Origin of the sequence: Nostoc sp., assembly GCF_036917755.1 — a bacterium.
Lineage (GTDB): Bacteria > Cyanobacteriota > Cyanobacteriia > Cyanobacteriales > Nostocaceae > Nostoc.
Genome location: NZ_JBALFC010000148.1, coordinates 26,990 through 51,635 on the forward strand (window position 1 = coordinate 26,990; position 24,646 = coordinate 51,635).

The 24,646-nt window shown below is 41.6% G+C and carries 17 protein-coding genes; 9 read left to right on the forward strand and 8 right to left on the reverse strand.

Going from position 1 to position 24,646, the window contains the following annotated elements:
- Window positions 1-450 precede the first annotated feature (450 nt).
- The gene (locus V7L05_RS31350) at window positions 451-1,146 is read right to left on the reverse strand and encodes an acyltransferase (RefSeq protein ID WP_335170086.1); all 696 of its coding nucleotides are present in this window, start codon (window positions 1,144-1,146) and stop codon (window positions 451-453) included.
- Window positions 1,147-1,903: 757 nt separating this feature from the next.
- Entirely contained in the window at window positions 1,904-2,041 is a 138-nt protein-coding gene (locus V7L05_RS31355) for a hypothetical protein (protein WP_174707946.1), read from the reverse strand.
- A 471-nt stretch (window positions 2,042-2,512) separates the two neighbouring features.
- Here V7L05_RS31355 and V7L05_RS31360 point away from each other — a divergent pair, with 471 nt between their 5' ends.
- The 3 genes from V7L05_RS31360 (at window position 2,513) to V7L05_RS31370 (ending at window position 7,445) form a co-directional block, all read left to right on the forward strand.
- Entirely contained in the window at window positions 2,513-2,836 is a 324-nt protein-coding gene (locus tag V7L05_RS31360; protein ID WP_335170088.1) for a hypothetical protein, read from the forward strand.
- Window positions 2,837-3,542: 706 nt separating this feature from the next.
- Window positions 3,543-6,107 carry an alpha-glucan family phosphorylase gene (glgP, locus tag V7L05_RS31365; protein ID WP_335170089.1) on the forward strand — a complete coding sequence of 855 codons (2,565 nt, stop codon included), beginning with the start codon at window positions 3,543-3,545 and terminating at the stop codon, window positions 6,105-6,107.
- Window positions 6,108-6,620: 513 nt separating this feature from the next.
- Window positions 6,621-7,445, forward strand: a complete 825-nt coding sequence (locus V7L05_RS31370; protein WP_335170091.1) for a zinc-dependent peptidase — start codon at window positions 6,621-6,623, stop codon at window positions 7,443-7,445.
- Between the two features lie 17 nt (window positions 7,446-7,462).
- Here V7L05_RS31370 and V7L05_RS31375 read toward each other — a convergent pair whose 3' ends face one another.
- Together V7L05_RS31375 and V7L05_RS31380 are read right to left on the reverse strand one after the other, a co-directional pair.
- Window positions 7,463-8,107 (reverse strand): class I SAM-dependent methyltransferase, encoded by a 645-nt coding sequence (locus V7L05_RS31375; protein WP_335170092.1) that lies wholly within the window; start codon window positions 8,105-8,107, stop codon window positions 7,463-7,465.
- Window positions 8,108-8,450: 343 nt separating this feature from the next.
- Entirely contained in the window at window positions 8,451-10,058 is a 1,608-nt protein-coding gene (locus V7L05_RS31380; protein ID WP_335170094.1) for a hypothetical protein, read from the reverse strand.
- A 533-nt stretch (window positions 10,059-10,591) separates the two neighbouring features.
- Between V7L05_RS31380 and V7L05_RS31385 the strand changes: the two genes are divergently transcribed.
- Window positions 10,592-12,121 (forward strand): ArnT family glycosyltransferase, encoded by a 1,530-nt coding sequence (locus V7L05_RS31385; RefSeq protein ID WP_335170096.1) that lies wholly within the window; start codon window positions 10,592-10,594, stop codon window positions 12,119-12,121.
- Window positions 12,122-12,233: 112 nt separating this feature from the next.
- Entirely contained in the window at window positions 12,234-13,193 is a 960-nt protein-coding gene (locus tag V7L05_RS31390; protein ID WP_335170098.1) for a ribonuclease Z, read from the forward strand.
- 53 nt (window positions 13,194-13,246) lie between these two features.
- On the opposite strand, the gene V7L05_RS31395 is transcribed toward V7L05_RS31390, so the two are convergent.
- Together V7L05_RS31395 and V7L05_RS31400 are read right to left on the reverse strand one after the other, a co-directional pair.
- A complete protein-coding gene (locus tag V7L05_RS31395) occupies window positions 13,247-14,458 on the reverse strand; it encodes an RNA-guided endonuclease InsQ/TnpB family protein (protein ID WP_335170100.1) in 1,212 nt (403 codons plus the stop codon).
- A 111-nt stretch (window positions 14,459-14,569) separates the two neighbouring features.
- Entirely contained in the window at window positions 14,570-16,066 is a 1,497-nt protein-coding gene (locus V7L05_RS31400; protein WP_335170101.1) for an RNA-guided endonuclease InsQ/TnpB family protein, read from the reverse strand.
- 720 nt (window positions 16,067-16,786) lie between these two features.
- On the opposite strand from V7L05_RS31400, the gene V7L05_RS31405 reads away from it, so the two are divergent.
- Together V7L05_RS31405 and V7L05_RS31410 are read left to right on the forward strand one after the other, a co-directional pair.
- Complete coding sequence (locus tag V7L05_RS31405) at window positions 16,787-18,958, forward strand: GumC family protein (protein WP_335170103.1); 2,172 nt, start codon at window positions 16,787-16,789, stop codon at window positions 18,956-18,958.
- 227 nt (window positions 18,959-19,185) lie between these two features.
- Window positions 19,186-20,340, forward strand: coding sequence for a SpoIID/LytB domain-containing protein (locus tag V7L05_RS31410; RefSeq protein ID WP_335170104.1), 1,155 nt, complete (start codon window positions 19,186-19,188; stop codon window positions 20,338-20,340).
- A 124-nt stretch (window positions 20,341-20,464) separates the two neighbouring features.
- Here the strand turns inward: V7L05_RS31410 and rpiA are convergent, their stop codons facing one another.
- On the reverse strand, window positions 20,465-21,175 hold the full coding sequence (gene rpiA, locus V7L05_RS31415) for a ribose-5-phosphate isomerase RpiA (RefSeq protein ID WP_334950304.1): 711 nt from the start codon (window positions 21,173-21,175) through the stop codon (window positions 20,465-20,467).
- Between the two features lie 152 nt (window positions 21,176-21,327).
- On the opposite strand from rpiA, the gene V7L05_RS31420 reads away from it, so the two are divergent.
- A complete protein-coding gene (locus V7L05_RS31420) occupies window positions 21,328-22,002 on the forward strand; it encodes an S-layer homology domain-containing protein (protein ID WP_335170107.1) in 675 nt (224 codons plus the stop codon).
- 30 nt (window positions 22,003-22,032) lie between these two features.
- On the opposite strand, the gene V7L05_RS31425 is transcribed toward V7L05_RS31420, so the two are convergent.
- Window positions 22,033-23,433 carry a hypothetical protein gene (locus tag V7L05_RS31425; protein ID WP_335170108.1) on the reverse strand — a complete coding sequence of 467 codons (1,401 nt, stop codon included), beginning with the start codon at window positions 23,431-23,433 and terminating at the stop codon, window positions 22,033-22,035.
- A 401-nt stretch (window positions 23,434-23,834) separates the two neighbouring features.
- Here V7L05_RS31425 and V7L05_RS31430 point away from each other — a divergent pair, with 401 nt between their 5' ends.
- Window positions 23,835-24,455 carry a CP12 domain-containing protein gene (locus V7L05_RS31430; RefSeq protein WP_334948175.1) on the forward strand — a complete coding sequence of 207 codons (621 nt, stop codon included), beginning with the start codon at window positions 23,835-23,837 and terminating at the stop codon, window positions 24,453-24,455.
- Window positions 24,456-24,646 lie beyond the last annotated feature (191 nt).

The window sequence follows — 24,646 nt, forward strand, 5'->3', positions numbered from 1 at the left end:
CTCCTTTATATTACCCAAATCTCGTCCCTTTTTTAGAGGACTCTGGGGACTTGGGACTAGGAATTGGGGACTGTGGACTGGCACTACCTTTCCTACGGTTTTTGAGAATGGTGCAAGGTGTCAGTTGTCTGACTTTTAGATGCCCTTAAGAAATAACTCAGAGACGAATGGCACTAAGTTAAAATACAGCCCTTGCCCTGACCAGAGGTAGAACCTCTCGGAATACATTCCCAGCCTGGAGGCTGGGAACGAGGCAACACAAGCCTTTGGGCTTTACAAGCGTGCCATTCAACTCAGAGACTGTTTGTTCTTGTGACGTTGACTAACAGCAAAGGTTTCTTAAAAAAAAGGAAACAGGTTACAAGTTACAGGAGATAGTTATTATGCCCATGCCCAATGCCCCATGTCCCATGCCCAATGCCCCATGCCCAATCCCCCATGCCCTATTTCTCAGTTTGAACTAATGCTTAAGTCTTTGCCAATTCTGTTTTTGATTACTCGTGCAGGTATACCTACAGCAACGGAGAAAGGAGGAATATCTCTATTAACAACTGCTCCCGCACCAATAACACTGCCTTTGCCGATAGTAACGCCATCTAATACTGTTACCCCATGTCCTAGCCAACAATCATCCTCAATCACAATTCCCTTGCGAGTAACACCTTGGTATTTAATCGGCTCCATCGGATCGGCAAAATTATGATTATTGGCATATATCCCTGATTGGGCAGCAATCAAGCAGTGTTTACCAATTTTAATGTCTCCTGGCCCCTCAATACACACGTTGGGAGCAATGAAGGTGTCTTCATCAATATGTATATACGTATCTTCCAAAGACCCTATATCAACGTTACGCTCAATAGCGACTCTATTTCCTAGATGAATTCTATTATTTTTGTGTCCTCTAGCATCCATCCGCACACCCTTGAAAATATAGACTCCACTGCCGATCTCAATACACGAAGTACCGTTAAATTCAACACCATTTTGAATATACACTGGGCTACCTATCTGGGCAAAAATACTACGATATCCCAAATTACGCAGCTTTGACCCCAGAAGAAGTGTCGGAATATCTCCTAACACCGTAGTTACTAAAAGTTCTTGCACGCGCTGCAATTTTGAAAAATATTGCTCGTTAGGCATGGTTACATATCTCTTGAATCAATTGTTGTTGACAGTCTTGAAAGTTGTTTTGGCTGTATCCTAATCTTTTGCCAATACCAACAGTGCTAGTATTCATTGACACCGAAAGTCAATTGTCAATATTACCGAATTTTTCCCATATTTTTAGGTGGTTTTCCAACATTTGAAAAACCAGAGCATGGCTTTGAGTATGTGAGCAATTCTTGAACTTAGGTGTGTAGAATCACTCAATTTATATGCAAAATTGCGTTAATTCGCTAGAAGCTTTTGGGGAGCATCTCAATGAGTGTAGAAAGCCTAAACTTCACCCCAGCCTTCTCCGAACTCACGGAGAGGGAGCAGGAATCTTCTTTTTCCTATGGTGTAGTGTATTTGCTTTCACTGAGATGTTCACGTAAAAATTTGGCTTCTTTTTCATCAGCTAAATTAACAAAACAATTTCAGTGCATTGCCAGGCCAAACCTCAGACGATTAAATTGTCTGATGGGAAAATTTGCTGGTTTAAATAGGATACTGTTTTGGTTATCCAGTAAATTTGCAAAGCTTGTTACGCAACTAGGGATAGAGTTGTTTGCTTTGAGGCTACTTTCTCTCAAGCGGTTTTAGTCTTTTGAAACAACTCAGTTCCACAAGCTATTTTGCAACAAAAAATACATTTGACTAGACTATTTCAAAGATTTAGATAAAATTTTTGCCTAGCATGACAATGTAATTATTGTTGGATTTTTCTGGGTATTTTTGCCCAAATAAAACCCAATTAGGGTGGATTATCTCCCACATCAGCCATCACATTGAAGTTAACCATCGGTGCAAACAAGTAAGCGCTTCCCCGACTGCTATGACGGCTTTCTTGCAACGAATTTCTAGAGTATGCTGCTCCAATCATGTTGCACACGGATGATTTACAGACTAACCAATTCACGTTTATAATTAGATGAATGGTTTTTAATAACAATTGTTTTTAACGATAACACATTTTATTTTTAGTGGAACACTCTTAATAAATAAGTTGATTTCCAGGTTGCTTGTTAATGAGAATGGTGGAAATCAGTTAACTTTTTTACTGGAGCAATGCCTAGATTGGGCAAAGCCTACGCTACTCCCAAATAATTTTATACACTTAAATAAAATCCCTTGAGGATGGGGAGTTGAAAAATACTCTAAGCGGTTAATTGGCATTTTTGTCTACAAATTGTAAATCACCCATTCGGGTGAGCCAAGCGGGGGATGCGTTCTTAATACTACTTATTATAAATTCTATTGAGAGAGAGCTAAAACGTAGCTTAGTTTTCAGGAGAAGTCCACAAAAGAACATCAAACACCCAAATTGAGGTATCGGTTTTAACTCACACACTTGGTTCAAATTATGGCTTTAATTAAAAAAATTGTGCAAGAAGCTCTAACTACTGGCTATCTGAGTGTTGGAGCCGAAGATCAACTGCGATCGCAACTTCAAAGTAATTATGACTCAGAAGACCTAGATGCCTGGATCATTTTACAGCGAGCTATTGTCGCAGGTGATATCAAACAAGAGTCGCGCCGAAAAAAAGCTTCCCTCTCTCCTAAAGCCAAGGACACTTCATCGAGTATCAAACTTGCTTATCAAATGGCAGCGGAGATTGCTTATGCAGCAGCTGTAGCTCTGACGATGACAAAAAATACTAAAGATCAGCCTTCATTAGGTGCATAAAATAACACTCTACTAAGTTATTTTCGTGGTTTAGTTTCAATATTTAATACCAAGTAGTTAGCTATTCACCAAACAGTGGACAGAGCTAGACATCTAGTGCTGCTACTGGACAGATAGCGATCGCTTTTTCTGGTTAACTGCTTGGTACAGTTTTTACACGATCCAAAGGCGATGTCCACGACGGGCTGTGACGCTTGATGACTCGCTCTAAGCGAAGCTATGCCGTTCGCGCAGCGTCTCGTAGAGAAGGCTTTACGCTATGCTATCGATGACGCATCTCCTTAAGCTAACCTTAACCAAATAATCATCTAAGTCTTTTTTCTCACCCTGCCTCTTTGACAGCTTAAAAAATAATTAAAAATTTAACTTTCCGGGGGACAGCGATGAGGAATTTTCACCCTCAGCCAAGACCGTAGAATTGATCCCCGGAAGAAATACTAAAATAAATATAAATTATTTTTGAATAAATAATTTTTTTAAGTGAGATATGCCAGTAAATGATTAAATCTTAATATACCAAGTACAGGGCTGAGGGTAACGCATAGAATTAGAAACACCTTGGTGTAAACTTTACCAACGAGGTTAAAAAGAATTCTCAATGCTTAACAAAGTCATCGTTTTTTCACAAACTACAGTATAAAGAATTGGCAACATTGGGAAAGAGAGTAAACAATAACCATAGCTAAACTTGGAGTTTTGCCAACCTATGCAGCCAATTCGCACATTTAACGTATCCCCTTCACTACCGCCGCGACTCGAACCACTGCGGCGGCTAGCATATAACTTGCACTGGGATTGGAACGTTGACACTAAAGATTTATTTCGTCGCTTAGACTCCGACCTGTGGGAGTCTAGCCATCATAACCCGGTGTTGATGCTGGGTACTATCTCTCAATCGCGGCTTCTGGAAGTTGTCGAAGATGAAGGCTTTCTAGCGCAAATGGATCGATCTGACCGTCAGTTAGAAGATTATTTGCAAGAGCGCACCTGGTATCAGAAACAACGGGAGCAGAAACCAAAAGAATGCTACGCCTATTTTTCGGCGGAATTTGGACTTGTAGATTGTTTGCCCGTCTATTCTGGGGGCTTGGGCGTTCTGGCAGGGGATCACCTCAAGTCTGCCAGTGACTTGGGGCTACCGCTTGTAGGTGTAGGTTTACTGTATCAGCAAGGCTACTTTGCCCAGTATCTCAACGCCGATGGCTGGCAGCAAGAACGCTACCTGCTCAACGATTTCTACAATATGCCCTTGCATCTAGAGCGCAATGCCGATGGTTCAGAACTGCGGATTGCGGTAGATTATCCAGGACGCAAGGTGTATGCCAGAGTTTGGCGCGTGCAGGTGGGAACGGTGCCCCTATATTTGATGGACACCAACATTGAACCCAACATTACTTACGATCACGACATCACAGATCAGCTATACGGTGGCGACATCGATATGCGTATCCACCAGGAAATCATGCTGGGAATTGGTGGTGTGCAAATGCTCAAAGCCTTGGGGCTGAAAGTGACCGCCTACCATATGAATGAAGGTCACGCCGCCTTCTCTGCCTTAGAGCGTATCCGCTTGCTGATTCAGGAAGAGGGACTGAATTATGCCCAAGCTAAACAGGTGGTAGCTTCTAGTAATATCTTTACCACCCACACGCCAGTACCAGCAGGGATTGACTTGTTCGCTCCCGACAAAATGTTGTACTACCTGGGGTACTATGCAGAGATATTTGGGTTGCCCAAGGAGCAATTTTTAGGACTGGGGCGCGAGAATACAGGCGATTTATCTGGGCCTTTCAGTATGGCGGTGCTGGCGTTGAAGATGGCGACATTTTCTAACGGTGTAGCACAACTGCATGGTGTGGTGTCGCGGCAAATGTTCCAGGGCTTGTGGAAGAAGGTGCCAGTAGAGGAAGTGCCGATCGCAGCCATTACTAACGGTGTCCATGCTCGGAGTTGTGTTGCGAAATCGACTCAAGAATTGTACGATCGCTACTTGGGGCCAAACTGGTCATCAGCACCACCAGACAGCCAATTGTGGGAGCGGATGGAAGCCATACCCGATGAGGAGTTGTGGCGCAATCACGAACGCTGCCGCTTAGATATGGTTTTGTATGTGCGAGAGCATTTAGTCAAGCATTTGCGCGATCGCGGCGCTTCCGCCTCGGAAATTACCCAGGCACAAGAAGTTTTAGATCCTTACGCTTTCACCATTGGCTTTGCCCGTCGCTTTGCCACCTACAAACGCGCTACCCTCTGGATGCGTGATTTGGAACGCATTAAGCGGCTTTTACTGGCTAACAAAGACCGAAAAGTGCAATTCGTGATTGCTGGTAAAGCACATCCCAAGGATATTCCCGGTAAAGAACTCATCCGCGATATCAATCACTTTATCCGCGAACAACATTTAGAAAAACAGGTAGTGTTTGTTCCCAATTACGACATTTACATCTCCCGGTTGATGGTTGCAGGTTGCGATATCTGGTTAAATACACCGCGTCGTCCACGGGAAGCCTCTGGTACTAGTGGCATGAAAGCCGCAATGAATGGATTGCCGAATTTAAGTGTACTAGATGGCTGGTGGGATGAAGCTGATTATGTCCGCACGGGCTGGGCAATTGGACATGGAGAGAATTACGACGATCCTAACTACCAAGATGAAGTAGAAGCAAATGCTCTCTACGAGTTGTTAGAAAAGGAAGTTGTACCGCTATTTTATGAACATCGAGATAGTGATGGCTTACCCCGTCCGTGGGTTGCCAAAATGAAGGATGCAATTCGGTTGAATTGTCCATTCTTTAATACAGCGCGGATGGTAGGAGAATATGCACAAAGAGCTTATTTTCCGGCTAGCGATCGCTATCATACCCTGACTGTTGATCACTACGCTCCAGCTAAAGAACTAGCTGCTTGGAAAGAAAAACTGGGCGAACACTGGTTCAACATCAGAATCAAAGATATTGACGTATCGGCAGCTGTGGACATTGAAGTTAACCAAACTGTTGCTGTTAAAGCCAAGGTTGACTTAGCAACTTTGACAAATGATGATGTGCAGGTGGAGCTATATCAAGGTGCGATCGATGCCAATGGTGAGATTGTCAACGCTGTGCCAGTGGTGATGGATTACCAAGGTGAGGATGCACAGCAATTGAGTATTTACACAGGTAATATCACCTATACCGCTTCTGGTTTGCAAGGCTTGTCTTTGCGTGTATTGCCGAAAAATCAATACCTGGCTAATCCCTATGAACCAAGGTTGATTGCTTGGGCAGAATAAGAGTGCTGAGTAGTTATTAAATACTCAAGAAAAGGCGTTGCTGATTTTAGTTTAGCAACGCCTTCTATCTGCATGGTAAATATCTCGGCTCCACAGTTGTAACGATACTGCCATCAAACCTTTACAGAGTAAAATTTTTGGGCTTCAATAATTGAAAAAATATGTGAAAATTTATTTTTTTAACGAACCACAGAGACGCAGAGGGCACAGAGAGAAAGAATAGAAGTAGGTCGGCGCAATTAAAGCTAACTGGTGAAGGCTGTCCTTTGTCATTGGTCATTGGTCATTAGTAAGGGCTTTAAGCCTATTTACGTTTCGTAATATACTTCGGTTTTTTCGCGCCAACTTACTGAGATGTTCACAAATGATTAAGTAGGACTATATAAACCCGGCTTCTATTCCTCTCCCCGAAGCGGGGTCAAAAATTTAGTTAGTGAGCCACAACAAGAACAATTATTTTATCTAAATTTTCTGCTTACCAGTGACTTAAATATGTAACCTGCTCAAAAGTCAATGATTAAAACAATAATTTTCTTTCTGATCATTGGGCTGATAATCACTGGGATTTTAATCAATCCCATTCTAGTTAAAAGGCGAAGAAACCGTCTGAAATATCGTCCTTTTCCCCCACTTTGGAATGCCATTATTGAGAATAATCTTCCCATTTATCCTTGTCTTTCTCCCGATGAACTCAGACGACTTCAGGGACATATTCAAGTATTCTTAGCAGAAAAGCAATTTATTGGCTGTAGAGGATTACAAGTAACGGAGGAAATGAAACTGACCCTTGCATCTGTGGCCTGTTTACTCCTACTAAATGAACGTGGACAGTACTTCCCCAGACTTCGTTCAATTCTGGTATATCCCAATGCTTATTTTGTTCAGGAAACGAATTCCATCGGAAATTATGTTGTTGAAGAAAGGCGTGTAGCAAGACTGGGTGAATCGTGGACAACTGACCAATTAGTAGTGTCTTGGGAACAGGTGAAACAAGACACTACTAATTGGAAAGATGGACGTAACGTTGTACTTCATGAATTCGCCCATCAGTTAGATCAAGAAGATGGTAAAGCTGAAGGAGTTCCTATACTGCAACACAACTCAGACTATCCTATTTGGGCTAAGGTGATGACAGAGGCATATCAGCAACTTTGCAATGATGTTCTACAAGGCGTAAAGACGGTAATGGATAGCTATGGTGCAACGAATCCCGCAGAATTTTTTGCCGTAGCGACTGAGACATTCTTTGAGAAACCGCACCAATTGCTATCCAAGCATCCGGCACTTTATGAGCAACTGCAACGTTACTATCAATTAGATCCTGTGCAATGGGCGTGAAATACCCACCTCTGGGTTTAACTGCGGTAAGCTATGACGGCATAAAATGGATCTCCTCCAGCTGCACCCAACCACTGTAAGAAATTCGGTAATGTTGACTTATGAGCTATAACTTCTGCGGTTGTAAATCCTGGGACTGAGGCGAAGTAGGCTTTGACTAATTCCACTCGCTCTACTTCTGAAGCCTCCCGCCAAGCTTGAATTGCCTTTTCAAAAAACATCCGGTTAGAAAAGCTGATAATTGCGACACCACCGGGTTTCAGGATGCGGTAAATTTCGGAAAATACTGCTTCTGGATATTGCACATACTGCACAGATACGCAATTGAGAACAGCATCAAAATCTTCATCTGGTAAAGGTAGCTGCGGATTTTCGTTAAGATTTTGGACAAAGTAATGATTTAAGCGGGGATTTCGTGCTAGTTCCTCGACGTTGAGTCCGTGTCCCTCCACATGGTCAAACTGCATCTCTTCTGGCAGATGAGACACCCAACTGCTCATCATATCAAAAATACGGGTGTTGGGTTTGAGGCGATCGCTATATAAATCCGTTAACTGTTGAATAAATCCTTCATCGACATGGGTGACGAAGCGGGGATAGGCATAGAACAGCTTATCGTCTGTGTCGTCTAATTTCAGGCGTTGATTCGGTCTTAACTGCATAAATCTCTGTTATGGAGAACTTTTTCCGAAGATTGCGGCAATTTCAGGTATTTTTCAACAATCACTATCTAACATATTTGGTTCTTCAGTACTAACTATAATTCCTACTGAAGAACCTTTTTTTGTTAAGTCAAAGTAGTTCATCAGCATTGCTATTTAAATCAGATATAGGACTAGTATTTGGTTTTTGAAAAAAATCAGTACACCCCAAAAAGGCTTCTTCCCCACTCCCCACTCCCCACTCCCTACTCCCTGTCTACGCAAATAATTATGGCTACGCCACGCTGCGCGAACAAAAATCAAATATGATTCCTATAGCTTTGATTATAATTGGGCATTGTGTTCAAGTCTTGATTACGGCTTTGATACATTCTGTTTTGAGAAGGACTAAATTATCAGTCTCCAAAACTGCACAAGAGTTAATTAATGTCGCTAAGACAGGTAGAACCTTCTGTAAGTTGGCGTTTGCTTGTTGTGCTGCTGGCTGATATTGTTGTAGCCAAGTGTTTTTAGTTATATATTCTGGAGTGAATGCAGAACGTTCTAATAGCCAAAAAGTTACATGGTATTTTTGGATAAAGTCTTTAATCTGGTTAATATCTTCAGTATATTGGGCATTAATAAGGTCAAGCATCCTCTGGCGAAATTGAGCATAATATTTTGTATGGAACGGTAAAGCATATTCTTTCCCCACCAAAATTGTTCTTTGAGCAAAGATAGGTATGTTATCTGCTTCTCCAGAAGTAGAGGCGATGACAATATTTTGCGGTTGCTTTTGCAAAAAATTATATAATGTTGGGACTTGACCTACTACATAAGGGGTTTTGGGAAAAACTTTTAAGCTGAAGCTACTAGGGTACAAAACGAGCCCTGCACCAAGGATAATAGTAGCCCCCAAGATTAAAATTTGTCTCCCATTTTGTCTCGACCATCGAAATGTAGCATCTAAAATCAAGGTAATAGAGATTGCTGCTGTAAGAGCAAGTACCATCTTAAAAGTATGATGGGTGTAGCGGCTAGGCCAGTGCAGTTTAAAAGCTAAGGCATGGGCAATAAAAAACATTATTAAACTAGCTATTACTACTTGTAGTAATAGTTTTACTTCATCCTTGAGTTGCTTGGTTAGGAGGAAGTGAGACTGGAATTTCAGGATAATTGGTAATAAAAAACCAAATAATAGTTGAGGAGGTGAAATTAAAGCAAGAAAACCGCTATCTCTACCAAAAAACCAATAAATAATAATATTATGACTAAAATAGCTGACTCTTCCTCCATCCCAGTACTCCGGCATAGTTCTCGCAACAGCAGCAGTAATTGCCGGGCCAAATTGTGATGATTGAATGGCATAAGGTAAAATTAAAATACCAGCAATCATCATGGCTGCTGCAAATAAAATAAAATCTTTTCGGTTCTGAGAAATAGTTATCTGCCCATTCTGCCAGCGAAATAATCTCAGAGCTAAAATTAATAAATCGACAAAACCTATTAAAGGGTATATTAAACATTGGAGTGCAAGTACAATTAATATACCTAACCGAGAAGACCGTATTGAATAATATAGAAAAGCTAAAAATAGGGGATAAATAAAATCTCTAGGAGTAGCAGAAAAGAGGTCATCATGCATACAAAGACTTTGATTTAAAAGTAAAGATGCGATAAAACCCACCATTGGCACTGGTAATATCTCCATACAGACTAGAAAGCAATAGCTAGTTGTAATTAGTCCCAGTACTATTGGAAAAATTTTGCTAAAGAAAGTTAGATCGATATCTAAAGCCGCAATGATTTTATAAAGAATACCATATCCAATTGGTGTCACCGACTGAAAATAATCAGCGATTAAATCCCCAGGAAATAAATCTGGATTAAAGTAACGATACATCCAAGAAATATATTCCCGTGCATCGTCGCTAACTATATATTTACTGCTGAAAGCTTGTCGCAGCCCCATAAGAATATAACCAACAGCAAAAGTTAGACTTAGACTGTACCAAAAAATGACAGTCAATCTAGATTGATCTTGTCTACTTTTTTGAGTGATAGGTGTTGTTAACAGTTTTTGTAATTGTAGAATTAGCATTGTGCCTGTCTATGTCTGAATAAATCGTGTTAATTAGGAAAATCAAAAGCTTTCTTCAATTTTTCTGATTGGATAATCTTCAAGTACTAAGCGGTCATTTATAGAGTCAATAATTCTAGCAAAAATCTGTTTCTTACCCAGCAGAACAAAAGCTAATCAAAGCCTAACTATCTGGGTTAAAAGGATGGGTGTCGCTTGCCCATGCAAAATTTCAGCTAGAACTTGTGCAACGCTTTTCTTATGAGTCACAAGTTGATATTATATAATTATTAGCTTGTGCTACTTGATTATACTGAGATTTTGGTTCACGATCGCCCTTAAGAAAAACTTTGCGATTTACTTATTTTAGTTTGTTAGTTTGGATACTACCCTTATTATTATTTAATTCTGGGCACAATAGTCTGATGGCACATGATGAAGGGCTTTACGCATCGCGTGCGCGTCTGATGTTTGATTCTGGTAATTGGATATCTCCTTGGGAACATGCACATCATAAAACCCCTGGCCCTTATTGGTTAATTGCCAGTTTCTACAAGCTGTTTGGTATCAGTGATACTAGTGCGCGTCTTCCTAGCATGATTGCTGGCATTTTTAGCTTATGGCTTGTGTATGAAATCGGCAAAGTTATGCTAGGTAAAAAATTAGCAAGGCTTGCTGCTGCAATTTTAAGTGTGGAATTTCTCTGGCTGCAATACTCTCGCTTAAGTACACCTGATGTACCGATGGTTCTCTTGGTACTTTTAGCTATTTGGTCTTTAATAAAAACGGAATTACATCCTAAATATCGCTATTTTTGGAGTTTTCTAGCTGGTTTAAGTTTAGGTTTAGGCTTCTTAGTCAGAAGCTTTATGATTTTTTTGCCAATCATAGCTTTATTTCCTTACTTAATTTGGGAACATCGCCGTCATCGTCATCTTACTAACCCAATTTTATATTTAGGCTTTTTCGTAGGTTTAATACCTACCTGTATTTGGCTGTGGTTAAGTTGGCTACACTACGGAAATCAGAGTTTTGAGGAGTTGTTCAATTTTGTTGTGCAGCTAGGTTCTGAGGATCGTTATAATAGTGGGTTGCTGTTCTATATATGGAATATCCCTTTAAGAGCATTTCCTTGGGCTTTTTTCGGGATTTTAGGTTTAGTTTTAACTCTCCGTCGTCCTATTGTTCGTTACCAGTTAATATTAGTTGGCTTTCCGCTTGTCCTATTTTGTGAACTTAGTCTTTTTACCACTCGTTTCCCTCACTATAGTCTTTGCCTTTATCCTTTCATAGCTTGGTTTGCATCTGTGGGTTTAAACTGGTTAGGCAATATTTACCAGACATGGATTCCCCTACAATTACCTCTTGAAAACCGTAAAAAAAATATATTAAACCTTTTTGCGAGGAAGAATCTTCCCCGAAATCTCAGTTATGGCTTTGGTGGGTTGGGTGTTTTACTGGTAATAGCGAGTATTGGCGTTATTAGTTGGGGTGGTTCTGATATTCGCAAGTATGCAACTATTGGCTTGGCTATGGGCTTGGGTTGGTTAATTTTGCCTGTAGTGTGGATTAGTCGTTACCACTTTGGCAAAAAGTTTCTCACAGCCCGTTACTGGATTGCAGGTTGGTTAATTCCCTGTTGGTTGGCTTTGGCGACGATGGGTAGCATCGGTCTGTTAAGTGATTATAATCCTGTTTTGAGAACTTTTTTACAACAAAGTGCGATCGCCTCAATTATCCAAACTCATCCGATCTATTTTGTGCAGCTAGACGCTAAAACCAAAGTACTGCTTAATTTCTATCTTTCTACTCGCCCCCAACCAGTAGTCTCTATTTCCCAATTGCCAGCTTTGAGCTATGTTTTGATCTATACTGACCAGTCACCGAAATTATCTAGACCTCACCGGATTATTGGTACAGTAAAACAGTACCAGTTGATTCAAATCCTTTCCTAACAGAGGTGGAAAATCTAAAAGGCCACTTCTTCTCAAAAGTATTTTACTCATGAACCGTGTCACTATAGAAAATATCGCTGCAAATTGAGCAATAGGAAGACTAAAGAACACCGTGCAGATAACATTCTTAGGGACGAGTTCCGGTGTACCGACGCGATCGCGCAATGTTTCCAGTGTCGCCCTGAGATTACCCCAAAGGGCAGAACTGTGGCTATTCGACTGTGGCGAAGGTACTCAACATCAAATTATACGGAGTGAACTGAAAATCAGTCAACTCTCCCGAATTTTTATCACTCATATGCACGGCGACCACATCTTTGGCTTGATGGGACTTCTTGCTACTTGCGGCTTGGCTGGCAATGTACAACGAATTGATATATACGGTCCACCTGGATTAAATGATTATATTCAAACCGCCTCACGTTACTCTTACACACACTTTTCTTACCCGATTAAAGTTCACGCCGTCCGTCCAGGGGTAATTTATGAAGACGATGACTTCACCGTTAGCTGCGGTAATTTGCATCACCGCATTACAGCTTTCGGCTACCGCGTAGCTGAAAAAAACCGTTCAGGACGCTTTGATGTCGAAAAAGCCAAGGCGTTGCAAATTCCTCCCGGTCAGATTTACGGTCAACTCAAGCGCGGTGAAACTGTTACCCTTGCCGACGGACGGGTGATTGATGGCACCCAATTATGTGGCCCTACAGAAATTGGCCGAAAGATTGCCTATTGTACAGACACAATTTATTGTGATGGTGCAGTGGAATTAGCTCATGATGCAGATGTATTAATTCACGAAGCAACCTACGCCCATCAAGATGCAGATATGGCTTTTCAGCGATTGCATTCCACAACTACAATGGCAGCGCAAACAGCTTTAGCGGCTGGGGCACATCGACTGATTATGAGTCATTTTAGTCCCCGCTATGCTCCCGGAAATACCTTGGAGTTGAAGGATCTGCTCAAGGAAGCCCGTGCTATTTTTCCCCGTACTGATATGGCTTACGATTTCATGATTCATGAAGTACCCAGGCGACGGGAAGTTGAGTTAACCAAGGTTGGCGTTTGAATTTTGGATTTTGGATTTTGGATTTTAGATTGAACCCTTCTAATGTGAACTACCTACACCGCCCTAGCGGGTCGGTGCAGGCTTCCGGTTTCATCGACAAATGCCTTTCCACCTTGCGGCTTGTTGGCCTTACTTCGCCTCGACTCGGCAAGAACGGGGTTCCCTCCGTCCATAGATAATATCCGAAGTCCTTCTGTTCTTATGTTCTGGCTGGCGCTTCCATCACGATCGTGATGACTACCACAACTCGGACAATCCCATTCTCTGATATCAAGTGGCAATGTATCCATGATATGTCCACAACACGAACAAGTTTTAGAACTGGGGAAAAATCTACCTATTTCTACAAGTTGGCAATCATTGTCTTTCAACTTGTAACTTAGGAAATTAACAAACATTCCCCAACCTACGTCGGATATACTTTTTGATAGCTTGCGGTTCCGTATCATTCCCTTGACGTTGAGGTTTTCAACGACAATAATTTGACTTTCATTAACCAAGTTTCTGCTGAGTTTATGCAGAAAATCTTGGCGGGAATTTGATACTCGCTCATGAACTTTTGCTACTATTTTCTTCTGTTTCTGTCTGGATTTACTGCCTTTTACTTTTCGAGCAAATTTTTTCTGCTTGCGGGTTATATTTCTCTCGTGACGTAAAAGGCATTTAGGGTTGGAATACTTGGTAACTTCCTCTCCATCATGGACAATTGCAAAGTCTTTTAATCCCAAGTCAATGCCGAGTATTTTATCTCCATCCAATTTATTATCAGTAGATTCTACTTGAATCAGAACTGAGGCAAAGTACTTGTCAGTAGGGGTTTTGCTAATAGTGACAGTTTTAATTGTTCCTTTGATTGGTCTGTGAAATACTGCCTTCACTTCACCAATCTTAGGAATCTTTAACTTATCACCTACAACAGTGACACTTTGCGGATACTGAATAGACTGCTTATCAAATTTTGATTTAAACTTTGGAAACTTAGCCCGTCCATCAAAAAAGTTTTTGTAAGCTTTATCTAGATTAATAGCTACGCACTGCAAAACGGATGAATAGCAGTCTTGCTTTAACCAAGAATACTCTACTTTTAGTTGAGGTAATAAGCCCTTGTATATACTCAAGCTTTTTGACTTGCCTGTTTGGTCATAGTGTTGAATGCAAGCATTTAAAGCATAGTTCCAATACCATCTAGCGCATCCAAAAGATTTTGATAATGCTGTTTGCTGCTCAGTTGTTGGATATAGTCTTACTTTAATTGCTTTCAACACTTTAATCACCTCCTTGTTATCAGAAAAATGGGTTTAAAACCCCGTGCTTCTAGCGCGGCTTAAAGTAAGAAGTAAGGATTGACACTCCCCGGTCTTTAGACACGGGGATTCTTAATCAAACAATTGCAAACACAACTGCTCGAATAATATCCGCTTTTCAGGTATTACCTTAGATGTACGGTTCTTGCCCTGATCCCGAATGCCTAGAATGGCGGAATCATCTCTGACAAGCGTTACTTTTCGAGAGTCCCCCGATAGGTTTTTACGTCTTGTACTGACGAATTTTAAATTAGCTCTACGCAAAATTGTACGAGAAGCTTGAGTATCAGCATGGTCGATATGACCACAGTCTTCACATAAGAACTTCTCCCCATCTCGATTTAATTTACTGGTATGACCACACGCTGAACATTCTTGTGATGTGTGCCTTGGATTAATTGCAAGGACTGGCTTACCTGATTTTGCCGCTAGCCAATCAATCTTAGAAAATGTGTCGCCCCAACTTGCATCAGATATAGATCGGTTTAATCCGCGCTTTGCTGATTGACCATTGGGCATGAACCGACCCAAAATCTTGCGTGGTTTGCAACGCGACTTCATGGCTGCAATATTCAAATCTTCTCGAATAACTGCTTCCGCCGTATTTACAACTTTGTTAGCTGCTTTCCACTGATAGTCATTACGTTTATCCGCAATTTTTTTATGAAGTTTAGCAACCTCGATTCCAGCTTTTCTGCGATTCTTGGAACCCTTGACTTTCCGATTAACTCGCCGTTGCCTAATTCGTAGCTGACGGCGAGTTTTCTTGTTTGTCGCAAATCTGGGATTCTCAATAAAAGAGCCGTCAGATAGTGCAATGAGTTTGTTAATTCCCATGTCGATTCCAACAGCAGAAGTAACTGTTTCAATCAGCGTAACTTCTGGTAGCGATTCCGGTAGATTTAGCAACACGCTCATGTACCAACCGTCTGCCTCTTTCATCACCGTAATAGTTCTGATATCAGCATCAGGAGGGATAGTACGACTATCCAAATATCGCATATCCCCTAAACCGGGGAGATAGACATGAGAATAACAACGCTTTTTCTTAGACGTGCGGTTAACTGTTAATTTTGCGGCTCCCGGTTTGTACTGAAAACTATTAAAGTTTGAAGCTCTGCGAAACGCTGGAAAACCTCGCTTGTGCTGGAAGAATCCCAAATAAGCAGCATCTAACTTAGCTAGGTTCCCTTGCAAAACTCCTGAATAGATTCTCGAATAAAAAGAGTTTTCGTTTCTAAGTTCTGTTGTCCTGGCAGACTGAACACCACTAACACTCAACCACTTTCCGTCCTGTTTGGTTAATGTTTGAGAGGACATCACGCCATGCTTGACTACTGGGCAAGTGAGAGGGCAGAAAGCCCCGTACTCAACATGACTTTGAATATCGCAGAATGCACCATAACTGTACATTACGGGCTGATCTGAGTGCTGATTATTCGACTCAAAGGAGCGCCGACGTTCCGCTAAACAATAATTCCGATGTTTCCGCAAGGTTACAAGCCACTCGGACATAAGAGCTAATTGTCCCTTATTTGGTTGTAGTTTGTAGTTCCAGCGTACTTGCATTACCAGAATCTTATGGTTTTCATCACCTTATAGTACTATGAGCCGTTCGCTTATATCCCCCGGTTGGAAACCGGGGGCTTTACGCATCACACTCGTAAAACAAGGGTTATAAGATTGTAAAGAAAGATGTGACTAATGGATAGCCTTACTAAGGAGAGGGCTAGGGTGAGGTTTAGGCTTTCTACGAAAGTGAGATGCTCCCAAATTAACCAGGCTCTGTCTTGGAGTTTAGTAGCCCAATTCATAACGTCCAGCAAATAGACAGCAGTTTAATTTTACGAGTAAGTCAACTAGTTAACCAAGAATTTACGGTTAACTAAGTGTATCAATAACCTATAAAGATTATGGGTTAAATATTTTTCTCAAGATGTTTTTTAGATTACAAGTTATAAAAAGAACTTTAATATCTAGTAATGTTGTGAATCAGAGAATTTTTTACTGAAATACTTAGGAAAATAATTAATTTTTCGTCAAGATTTTTCTTTCTGAAATAAAATATTTATTGAAAATTTATTCTTTCAACACTGATTAAGAATTTATATGCATGAATTGATGAACATGAAAGCACCACTTGGCATAATATTGTGCCAAGTGAGCTTGTCATCGTTGGAAGAATAATTAAGTATGTTTTTGCGGCTATTAGGTGTAAAAAAAATCATTTCACATTTCTCATAAATCTTCCAAATAAATATAGTGTTTCGATATTAGAGGAGTTTGATAGTGGCTAAGATTAGTCTGAATCAAGAGCAACAGGTTACGACTTCAGCACAAAATGCAGTTGACATCAGACAACTATCTAGTATTTTGCTTCGCCGACGCTTTCTAATCTTGGGGGTTTCCTGTGTAGTTATGTCAGCTGCTAGCCTGTTGGCTGTCATTGCCAAACCTACTTACCAGAGCAATATGCAGATATTGGTGAGTTCCAATTTATCTCAAGGGGCACAGTCAAATAATATCCCAGTAGGGGCAGATACTCAGATCAAACTCATGCTGAGTTCTAAGCTACTCCAGAAAGCCGTAAATATACTTCATTCTGATTATTCTAATATTACCTTAGAAGATATCAATAGTCAAACACAGCAGAAGAAAAAATCATCTCTAGAAGTGACTCCAGAAGAGGGAGGCATAGGAGCTAATCAAGTTTTTAGTCAAGTATTTAAAGTTTCTTTCAATGATGACGATCCAGTTAAAGCACAAAGAGTACTTCAAGCTCTAGAGAAAGTCTATCAAAACTACAACAAAGAGCAACAACAAGAACGTCTGAATCAGGGACTAGCTTTTGTAAACGCTCGCCTACCTGAGATAAAAAAAGAGGTAAGTAAAGCTGAGAAAAATTTAGAACAGTTTCGTAATAAACATAAAATACTCGATCCCGAAGTCCAAAGTAAAATCCTGCTAGAATCTCTAGCCGATATTCAACAACAGCTACAAAGTACTCGTGCCAACCTTCAAGATGTAAACGCTCGCTACGATAACCTAGAGCAACAAATAGCGTCTTCATCCCAGCAGAATGAACGAATTTCTTCTCGTTTAAATCAGTCAAGCCGCTACCAAGCACTATTGAGTGAAATTCAAAAAACTGAACTAGCGTTGGCTAAGGAACGGGTGCGTTATACAGACGATTACCCATCGGTACAAAAGCTAAAGCAGCAGCGCCAAAGTCAATTGTCGCTATTACGAGAAGAGGTGAAAGCTATTACTAATAGCAATCAGGGAGAACCGCTCTTCAAAGGGCAAACGGTAGGGGTTGAGCCAACGCTATTAGACGAGTTTATTCTGGTGCAGACAACTGTCTTAGGACTAACTGCCAATGAAAAGAATCTAGCCGAGTCAGAACAGCGACTACGCTCTGAAGTAAACAAATACCCAAGTTTAATAGCAGAGTATAACCGTCTGCTGCCAAAGGTAGAAAGTAGTCGCAAAACCCTTGAGCAACTACTTCAAGTGCAACAGTCATTGGGACTGAAAATTGCTCAGGAAGGATATAACTGGCAAGTTTTGGCAGAACCGGCTCTGGGTACTTATATGGGGAGCAACAGATTATTACTTTTGGTTGGGGGAGCGGTAATTGGGCCGATTTTAGGTATCTTAGCAGCCCTGATTTTGGAAAAGTTTAATGACGCTATTTATTGTGCGGCAGATTTAAAGAAACTGACGAACTTACGTGTACTAGGGTCAGTGCCAAAACTACTGTTGCATGATGTGAAAAAGCGGCGGCTGGGACTGCCTTGGCATGGGCGGCGAAGCTCAAATTCTTCTGTAATAGAAGCTAATACTAAATTGCCCGTCCATGAAACCCTGGACATGATCTATCAAAATATTCAAATATTAAAATATCCCTTACCCTTGAAGTCGCTGATGTTGACTTCAGCACTACCAGGGGAAGGAAAGACAACCTTAGTATTAGGGCTTGTGGCTAGCGCTACCCGGATGCATCGACGGGTATTAGTTATTGATGCTAATTTGCAGAATCCTAGCCTGCACAAAATACTGGAACTATCCAATGACTGGGGACTATCTCTGTTATTAGTTGATGAGACAACTACTCATTTTCAAGATTACATCCAGCCCATTCACCCCTCTATTGATATTTTGACTGCTGGGCCGGAACCAGAAGACACGGTAAAGTTGCTCAGTTCTCAACGGATGAAAGAACTAATAGAGTTATTTGAGCAAAGTTATGACTTAGTATTGATAGATGCTTCACCTATTTTAGGCACGGTTGATGCCAGGATTGTGGCATCTTTTTGCAATGGGATTGTGATGGTAGAGCGCATGGGAAAAGTGACGCGAACTGAAGTGACTCAAGCAACAGAAATTTTGAGTAAGTTGAATTTAATTGGAATTATCGCTAATGAAGTGAGTAGTTCTCAAAAGGTATTGGCATCGTAGAGCGAAGAAGTAGGGGGGATTGGGCATTGGGCATTGGGCATTGGACATTGGAAAGAGGCAGAGGAGAGGAATTCTTCTCTTCTGCCTCTTCAGCTGATTTCTACCTTATAGCTAAAGCAAAATGCATAATAAGTAGGAGGTGGCAACCTCCTGCGTTGGAGAAGTGTCTCATCTTAAAGTAATAGACGCCATAGTTCAGAGCGTCAATTAGATACTAGTGTGATTAGATGATCAGCATGAAATTCCAACTTTATTTAGGCTCTTTATTTTCCCAGATTAAAGTAGGTCATTGGTGGGTAAGTATCCTTTTGTGGATAGCTTTGGTTGCACCAGCCCAAGCGTCTGTAATCCTGCGCGTGGCAATTGAGAGGGGTGTTAATCAGGTAAAAGTGGGCAGTTCCACCACTGGGATCGTTAAGGATAGTACTGGACGGACTCTTGGACAGTTACCAGCGATGAGTGCATATTATGCCCAAGCCGTTCCTGGCGGAGTTGCTTTAGATAAGTGGCAGTCTGGTTTATTTTGGATTGAGCCAACTGGTAAAGGATTCGTTTATATTGGCGATCGCTGGTATCGAGGTAGAACTCTGGTTGTCCCTACAGACAAAGGCTTAACTGCTGTTAACTGGGTTGATGACCAAGAGTATCTCTACAGCGTTCTTGGTGGCGAAATGGATGCTAGCTGGCCTCAAGAAGCGCTGAAAGCCCAAGCGATCGCAGCCCGCACCTACGCCCTCTACGAACGTGAAAAACAACGGAATAATCCCGTTTACGATTTAGGCAATACCCCCGATCGTTGGCAAATTTACAAAGGCGTCATTAGTGAATCTCCTGCTACTTACGCCGCAGTCGATTCCACACTAGGGCAGGTACTAACTTACAAAAACCGGATTATTCTCTCAGTTTTCCACGCTTGTTCTGGAGGACACACCGAAAATGTGCAAGACGTTTGGGGAAGCAACGAGCCTTATCTACGTGCTGTTCAAGACTACGATCAAAATATCCGCGAGTGTAGTTGGGTGAAAACCTTCTCACCTACTGAAATTAGCGCTAAATTTCCTGAGGTGGGCAATGTCAAGGATATGATTCCAGAGACATACTCGCCTTTTCGCAGTGTTAAAGTCTTGAAAATTGTCGGCAACAAGGGTACGAAGGTACTACAGGGCGAGGAAGTGCGGACAGCCCTGAAGTTAAAAAGTACCCGCTTTACTGTCGCCAAGGGAGCCGATGGTAGTTTTGTACTCCAAGGTCTTGGCTTCGGTCATGGTTTAGGCATGAGTCAGTGGGGGGCGTATAATCTGGCTCGGCAAGGAGTAAACCACCTGCAAATTTTGGGACATTATTATCAAGGTGTAGCCTTAACACCAATTCAGCCCAAGTAGTCCACTTTTGTATTTGAAGAAGAATACAGAATTCAGAATTCTGAATCAATTAGTGGGGTATTCAGCGCAAAGTGCGGCGGGGGAAACCCCAAGACCGCACTGGCTCCTCTTGAATTCTGTTTTGTCAAATTTGCCGTACTAATGGCTGACCATCTTTGACTTCACCAACTAAAACTAAATCGACACAGTTAACGAAGATACCATTTTCCAGAACGCCGGGAATGTTATTCAATGTCTTTTCGAGGCCGGCTGGATCTTCAATCGAGTCAAATTTGACATCTAAGACAAAGTTCCCTTGGTCAGTGATCACTGGCCCAGCTTTTCTTACACCCATGCGGAGTTCTGGTTTGCCACCGAGTTTTTTGATGGCATTGGTAACAGGAGTAATTGCCATTGGAATCACTTCTACAGGCACAGCGAAAGTAGAACCTAATCGGTCTACTAACTTGCCACTATCTACCACGACGATGAATTGTTCTGCCAGGTAATCTACGACTTTTTCGCGGGTATGTGCTGCACCACCGCCTTTAATCAAATTCTTCTGCGGATCGACTTCATCAGCCCCATCAATGGCAATATCGATGTGGTCGATAGCGTCTAAGGTGGCGAGAGGGACACCGTACTGCTTCGCCAGCACTTCTGACTGAAACGAGGTGGGTATCCCAATGATATCTTTGAGTTCACCAGACTTGAGGCGATCGCCCAAAAACTGAATCGTATATGCTGTAGTTGACCCCGTACCCAACCCCACAATGGAACCCGACTTGACTAGGGCTGCGGCGGCTTTGCCAACTTCTTGCTTCATCAACTTTACGGGATCTGCTGCTGCTGTCATTCCCAAAACTCCTGAAAAACTGACTATAGTCCATAGTAATGGGCAGATAACGCTAAAAGATGAAAGGTAAAAAATTAGGAACACTAAATTTTGCGTTAATTTCAGTAACGTAGTTTTTTAAATTCATTTAGTAGCTAAAAGTGGTTATAATCATGCGTCAGCTTTCAATTACTGTATCTTTAGTGGCACTACTACAAAACTTGCCAGCAATTGCTCAAGTACCAGAATCTACTTCTGGAATCCCATCTGATTCCATTCAACAGGTAACTGCTGTCAAATGGATGACAAACTTTTCTGATGGCAAGTTTTATCCAGAAAGGTTACTGAGTAGGGCTGAATTAGCGTCGATTATGGTAAAGACATTTCGGCTAGATAAAAGACAAGGTGTTAACAAAGAAAATTTAACTATTCCAGATGTTCCTCGTTCTTATTGGGCATTTAATGATATACAGATAGTCTTAAAAACTGACATCATGAAAGGCTATCGGGGCAATGAATTTTTCCCTAATCAAAAGGTGACAAGGGCAGAAGCTCTGGCTATTTTTGCCCAGGCTTATGGTGTATTTCAGTTTTCCGATGACGCTGTTAATGAGATTCTTGCTTCACATCCAGATGAAAAGTCTATCCCAGCTTGGGCTAGAAAAGCGATCGCTACAGTAGCGACTGAGGGATTCCTTAACACAGATGCTCAAGGTAATATTTTCCCATTAAAACCCGTGACCCGTGGAGATATGGCTTATCTATTGAGTAAATATTTGCAACGACAACAGCAACAACCCGAAACACCAGAAGTTCCGATTATTCCAAATAGCCCACAATCACCTTAGCTAGACTTTATCCAGGCAACGTGCTTAAAATCACCTTTGCCCATTACCTGTATACTTCTGTTGAAGCTGGCGAAGATATTGGTAATTAGACTGTGGTATTTGCGTCGGCTGCTGCATACCATAATTCCCATATGACTGTGGTAGTTGCGTCGGCTGCTGCATACCATAATTCCCATATGACTGTGGTATTTGCGTCGGCTGCTGCATACCATAATTCCCATATGACTGTGGTATTTGCGTCGGCTGCTGCATACCATAATTCCCATATGACTGTGGTATTTGCGTCGGCTGCTGCATACCATAATTCCCATATGACTGTGGTAGTTGCGTCGGCTGCTGCATACCATAATTCCCATATCCTACAGGGTTTGTAGGGGTGACAACGCCTTGACTTGGACTCTGGCTAGAGTAAGGTGCAATATTACTTGGTGCGAGAGAGGTGACTGGGGGTGTCAATGGTGATACATTAGGCACTACCTGACCACTATTTAAATTATTGTAGGGATTTTGCGGTAAGTTCGTACCCGTTGAAGTATAACTAGTACCAGTAGTTAACCCATTATTAGGCAATAGCTGACCGTTATTTAAATTACTGTAGGGATTTGGTGGTAAGTTTGAACCCGTTGATGTGTAGCCTGTCCCAGCAAACCCAGTACTTGGTAGAGAATTCTGACTGGATAAGCTGTTGATGGGTGGCATTAGCGTTGTTTCTGGGTCAGAGACTCGGCCTAAAGCATTTGTCTGAGTTGCAGTACCATTGAAGCTAGACAATTTCTGGTTTGTCGATTGGTTGAGCGCCGCTTGCAGAGGGCTGATAGAGAGAGAATTTTGATTCTTGTTGGTTTGATTAGTAAATCCAATACCGAGGCTAGAGGATGTTTGTCCTCCCCCTGTTGGTTCAGACGCTGCATTTAAGGTCTTAATACCTAGAAACTGGTTATTACTATCAACCGTTCCAGTACGCAATAAATTTTGTGTTTGTACAACAAAGGGATTTTCCACGGTTGGCGAGATGTCGCCATTAACGCCTAAACCAGGATTTAATTTGGTATCACTAGCAGACTTTTGTGTGTTAGTTATATCGTCTAATAAGTCTTTGCTGTTTTTTCCCTGAGTGTTTTCCTTCGGGGTATTTGCTGTTGCTGAGAGAGTTGCTTGATCAAAGTCATTAAATAAAACTGGTAAGTTATCAATATCTGCTGCAATAGCTCTGTTTTCTGCTGACAGGTCGGAATCAGCAGGCTTTTGGGAAGCGACTTGGTTTTTTTGCTTATAAACGAAAATATCTGGATTTGACCAGTATTGCCAGGTTACTAGCCCTACTACAGATAAAAAAATTGCAGTTGCCCAAAAACCAGGTCGTCCTAGATTCCATAATAATCTGGCTTTGAGATAGCGTAAGTAGGCGGGAGGATAATGTCGATGTGGCATGGGATTGGTAATTGAAATTTACTCGAAATCGGGAAAAGTTGACGGAAGCTGAAGACATTGCTGTTTAATGCTTTTGCTTTCCTCAACAGGAAATGTCTCAACTTAAGTTTGAATGGTGATTTGATCCTAACTTCTCCATCAGTTATTAGTCATTAGCAAGTCAAAAATTTACTTATTAGCGGCTGGTGTCCTTGGGCAAGATTTTCTAGAAAGTTATGGCAATTTATGGTTAGTTTTTGGATATCGGTAACACTGGATAACATCAGGAGTTAACAACTGGTCTAATTTATTGTTGTGGCTGGACAAAAGTTCAACTTTTTTACTAACTGTGCGCTGCAATGCTTCGATACGCCTCTGAAGGCGCTGTGCTGCACCGGACTATTAACCAGGAGACTACAGCAATGATGAAAGCTGAAGATATCATGACCAAAGATGTAGTTACCATTCGCGGTTCGGCGACTGTTGCTGAAGCTGTGGGGGTGATGAAGGAAAAAGGATTGCGATCGCTGGTCGTGGATCGTCGCTATGACAATGATGCTTATGGTATTGTCACAGAAACGGATATTGTCTATAAAGTAACAGCCTACGGTAAAGATCCAAAGCAAGTGCGGGTTTATGAAATTATGAGCAAGCCCTGCATTGTAGTAAATCCTGATTTGGGTGTGGAATATGTAGCGCGGTTATTTGCTAACACTGGTATCCACAGGGCACCTGTGATTCAAGGCAAGCTGTTGGGCATCATCTCGATTACCGACATTTTGACCAAAAGCGACTTTGTGGAAGCGCCACAAGCACTACTGCTGGAGGAGAGAATTCAAAAAGCAATTGAGCAGGCTCGTGCTATTTGTACTGAACAAGGTGCTTATTCTAAATCCTGTGCAGCCGCTTGGGATGAGGTGGAAGAACTCCAGGCAGAAGCAGCTCATCAGAAAGCTGAGGGTATGGTATCAGCCAAAGTTTCTTTTGAAGAATACTGTAAGGAAAATCCAGATGCACCGGAATGTCGAAATTATCATCCGTAATCTAACGTGAGTTCGATGGCTGGAATTTGACCTCTCTCCTAGAAGGCTACGGTGTACACACAAGTCTCTCTGGACGCAATACGGTTCGGATAAGACTTGATCCCCCCAACCCCCCTTTTTTAACTATCCATTACCCACATCTTTCTTAACATAAGGTTTGACAAAAGCCAGAAATTGTGTATCCTCTATGC